The sequence below is a fragment of the Brucella sp. 22210 genome (genome assembly GCF_052045675.1).
Classification (GTDB): domain Bacteria; phylum Pseudomonadota; class Alphaproteobacteria; order Rhizobiales; family Rhizobiaceae; genus Brucella.
Genome location: NZ_JBQEPD010000094.1, coordinates 1 through 4135 on the forward strand (window position 1 = coordinate 1; position 4135 = coordinate 4135).

The following is a 4135-nucleotide window of genomic DNA, read 5'->3' on the forward strand; positions in this document are numbered from 1 at the left end:
CAATGTGAGTTATGATCGCCTTCTCCGCATTTTCCAGAAAGACCTTTCCATCTGTCATTCTCGATGCCCATTCGCGATTCATCCAGCAACAACCCGAACAAGGTTGCTGCGTCCGGATGATCGTCATAACCTCCGCAACGATGGCGGCGCAGGCCATGTTACTGGCCAGCACGCGGATTGAATCAAATTCCCACCGGAAATGCGAGGTTTTTCGAGGCGTCCAACAGCCTCACCGCACACGAAATTCCTGATGCTCCCTTACGGGATTTATGCTTTTATAATGGAATTAGAGCGCCGATCCGATTCAATCGGATCAAAACGCGCTTTTAGTCACCGTTTCGCCCGCTATATTCAGTTTGGCGGACCAAAATATCTGGTTTTCAGTTTTACGATCTCCTCGCTTTCATGCAGGCTGATGATTGCGACACTGGCAGGTTTGACGAACTCGCTGTTGCGGGGGAAAGCGAAGCCATATTTGTCCGGACTGAACTCGTCGCCAACAAGATCGAAGGGCTGATCACCATGCTGATGCATATAATATTCCAGCACCGGCCCGTCAGCGACTATTGCCCCTATCTCGTCATTGACGAGTGCGGAGATAGCTTCCGGTAAATGGTCAAACGGAACCGTGGCTATTGACCGGGATTTCAGAAACAGTTCGGCAACACTGCCGGTACGCACCCCAACCGATTTTGTCTGAAGATCGCTTAGGTTCGATATTGTGTGATCGATATGAGCCACGGTCATCACACTGGTGATCGATGAGGTAACATAGGCGATAATGGCTATACCGAAAACCATCCAGAAGGTTTGCCAGACGCGTCCAATCCAGCCGAACAGGTTTTTACGTGAGCTTTTGCCGGACGTGGCAATGGAGACCACATGATAGAAGCTTTCCGCCAGACCTTCCCGCCAGCGTTTTGGAAAGTTTGCATCAAAACGCCGGTCAAACAGCGTCAAAACCACCGTTGCCGCAAGGAGAATGCCCAACATCCAGACATAGGTTGTCAGATGTCCAGCACGATCAAGGCGTCTGATCAGGTCATCCCAACCCGTCGCAGCGCGGCTATGTACCATGATCCGCAGACCCGCATCGAACCATGGATAGGTAAAGTCGGCGATCTCAGCCCGGCTTTCCGTGATGGTAAGATTGGTAACGGCCGCATCAACCTTGCCCTCGGAAACCGCCTTCATCAGGGCTCCGTAGTTCGGATATTCCACATAGTGCGATGTGATATGCAAGCGTGCAGCGATGTTTTGCCAGATATCAATTGCCATGCCGGAATAGCTATTGCCCTCATTATTGACGAAAGGTTCGCTGACATAGACGCCGACTTGCACAGGCTTTGAGACTTGTGCGAGCCCCTGCGCACCAGCCGCTGTGGAACACAATCCGAGGAATATTGCAAAAAGCATACAACCCGCACTGCGATTTAGTATATCATTTAATAATAACATAAGAAGTTTCAACGCGGTATGCCTCTTTAATATATTCGTGATGTCTATTTAAAAATTATACTATATTGCTCATTCAAATAGAATATATTACGGCTTACGACGCCATAAGCGATATATACGCGCCTTCCTGCCCGGTCGGGATATACTGATGCAACCGGCTACAAAAGCCAAGCCGGCCAACACGGACGAACTGGTAAAATATCGCTTTTGTAAAGACGGTCCATATCCAGATTGCTGCACTTGGCCGGGGAGCGAAGTGGCAGCCTTTGAGCCGGAATCAAAAGCGGTCTATGTGTGCGAAACGATGATTTTCGATTGCCAGAGCGGAGCGTATTAAAACTATGTGAGCACGAGAATGTAGAAAATTGCATAGCAGCCACCCAGGGCGACTTTGGAACAGGCACCTGGAGACGTGAAGCCATAGCTATAAAAGCCAAAGGGCAGATGCAAAAGCTGCTCGACATAGGCCTTGGGATCTCTTGCTTCCAGATCCTCAAGCTGGAGTAGATCAAGACAATAAAGGAATTGTGCATATTCGTGCATTCTTTCGAATGCTGCACCATCAGGAATGAATTGCCGTGTCCCCGGAACAACTGCATAAAGATAGGGCAATATTCGCTCTTTATACAAAATGACAGTGAGCGGGAAGCTGTGCGGGCGTAAAATATAACGACGTGGCCCCTCACGATACGGCATTAATTGACCAAAAGGGTCCGTGGCTTTAAAGCCAAGCCGGAATATTGGTTTTGCCAATATATACGGTAAGGTATTGGGACATCCTTTACGCCCTTCTTGCTGGATCTGGTTGGGCAAGTATAATTGTTTTCATTCAGCTGGAATAATGAGTTCCAGTGACAAGATTCCTGTGTTTGTAAAATAGGGCCGAATAAGAGGCTCGCGATTTATTCCTCTGTCATCTTCGATAGCTGGCGCGCTCAAATAATTGAAATAATCGGCCAATTTGTATTTCAATCTGCACCTCTATTGACAAGACATCCCGACAGGCACTCACTGCCGCAGCCCAATTTTGCCGTAATTTTTTCTCCGTGCAACGATAGGTCCACTGGACGGCTCGAATTACCGGTCAATTTCGATTTGAGAGTATCCTGACGGGAACCACGACGCCGTAATACGCTGACGATGACTGGATTTGGGCCACGGTGAAGCTTCGTCCCGGTATCATGTCATGCTGATGCCGTTTCCCGTGCGATACCGATGGTTCTGACAAACATTCCCATTCTGACTGTCTGGGCGCGAAAACGGGCTCGATACGGGATCGGTTTTTAATCGCCTGCCATTGGCCCGCCTGTCGTATCGACGATCTGCCCGCCCATGGTCATATATCCAGCCTTCAAGAGATAATGGCGCCGCCCGCACGAGATGTTCGCGAGACAGCCAGATAGTCCTGGCGTCTGGCAGCTTGTCGCCCAATCCTAAGCCCCGGGAACCGCATGAAGGAAACACGATCCTGGATCTGGAACCCAACCTCAGAAAGGTTATGAAGCGCCTGAAGCACCAGAACTTTGAACATCAGCACTGGATCATAGAGAGGATGTCCACCTTTTAAGCCGTCCGCGCGCTTCAGCGCCTTTGACAGCCCTTGCGAAACATATCCCAGGGCATGACGTTGTTCAGTTTCTCCAATGGATCGCCGTTTCGCTCAGCCGCACATAGCGCTCATCAATGCCAGAAACCTGCCTGGTCTCGCATTCATCCTTTCCCCGCAAATCAATGCCCTGAATGAATTACAATCCCACAGAAAGGGTTTTTTTCGAGACACCCATCTGTAAGAGCCCGGCTCAAAATTGCAGCCCTGCGATGCGGTGCGACATTCTTCTGATGGATGATATGAACATCCAGGCCTCTGACGATGCAATGGAGGCTCTCGCCTTTCGCCGGACGGCGGTTGAGCCATGCAAAGGTCCGCTCCAGGATCCACCGGTTGGACAGGCTTTCAAAGCCGTTCAAATGCACGTTGCGGTAAACTATCCCGCATGGCAGAGCGTTTGAAAACCTGGAGCACTTTCCCGACTTGGGTGCACCACTCTCACAAACCGAATTCTTTAACTGGCTTTGAGGGTAACTCCACCGCCTTGTAAAGGGCATTAATGGCGCGCGTATTGCCGCGGGCAGTAAAAAGCTCCATGCTAATTGGGGGCATGGAGCTTTACACGATGTATCATGGAGGTGATGTAACGTGTGCAAGCAATATTACATAAAAATCTTTGCGTGCTAAACCCAATTAATTGCTAACGGTTTTATGGTAAGTATGTTCTGATTAGAACCTCATCAGTTTTCAGGATAAGTTCGGCAATTGTCTTTTTGCGGTATTTAAGAGGGTTGATATCGTGCAAATAGTGCTGTTGCGGCCGAAAACCAATATCCAGGAGCGATGTGAAAGCGGTCGCGGCAAAACACTCGAACACCGCATGCCTAAGAGCCTGAATCATAATGAATGTAACGATATCAGGCTCTTGCGATGCGCCTGGTGAGTAGGCGGATGTTTGCGATGTAGATCCACGCTTCGGAAGAAGCGATCGTTTTCTCGAAGTCTTTGGCCAATCTGCGACACCTTCCCAGCCATGCAAATGGTCGCTCGACCACCCATCGGCGTGGCAGGGCTTCGAAACCTTCGGCATGATCGGTCCGCTTGACGATTTCCAGTGTAAATTTCCCC

Annotated in this window: 5 protein-coding genes; 1 reads left to right on the forward strand and 4 read right to left on the reverse strand. The window is 49.7% G+C overall.

The window, feature by feature from the left end; all coding sequences use genetic code 11:
- Positions 1 to 351 precede the first annotated feature (351 nt).
- Positions 352 to 1416, reverse strand: coding sequence for a transporter substrate-binding domain-containing protein (locus ACTJKP_RS26420; RefSeq protein WP_440632771.1), 1065 nt, complete (start codon positions 1414 to 1416; stop codon positions 352 to 354).
- 190 nt (positions 1417 to 1606) lie between these two features.
- Between ACTJKP_RS26420 and ACTJKP_RS26425 the strand changes: the two genes are divergently transcribed.
- Complete coding sequence (locus ACTJKP_RS26425; RefSeq protein WP_440632772.1) at positions 1607 to 1795, forward strand: hypothetical protein; 189 nt, start codon at positions 1607 to 1609, stop codon at positions 1793 to 1795.
- A gap of 2 nt (positions 1796 to 1797) precedes the next feature.
- Here ACTJKP_RS26425 and ACTJKP_RS26430 read toward each other — a convergent pair whose 3' ends face one another.
- The 3 genes from ACTJKP_RS26430 to ACTJKP_RS26440 form a co-directional block, all read right to left on the reverse strand.
- Positions 1798 to 2271, reverse strand: a complete 474-nt coding sequence (locus ACTJKP_RS26430) for a hypothetical protein (RefSeq protein ID WP_440632773.1) — start codon at positions 2269 to 2271, stop codon at positions 1798 to 1800.
- A gap of 538 nt (positions 2272 to 2809) precedes the next feature.
- Entirely contained in the window at positions 2810 to 2989 is a 180-nt protein-coding gene (locus tag ACTJKP_RS26435) for a hypothetical protein (RefSeq protein WP_440632774.1), read from the reverse strand.
- A 935-nt stretch (positions 2990 to 3924) separates the two neighbouring features.
- Positions 3925 to 4135: transposase (locus ACTJKP_RS26440; RefSeq protein ID WP_440632750.1), on the reverse strand; the 211-nt coding region annotated here is incomplete at its 5' end.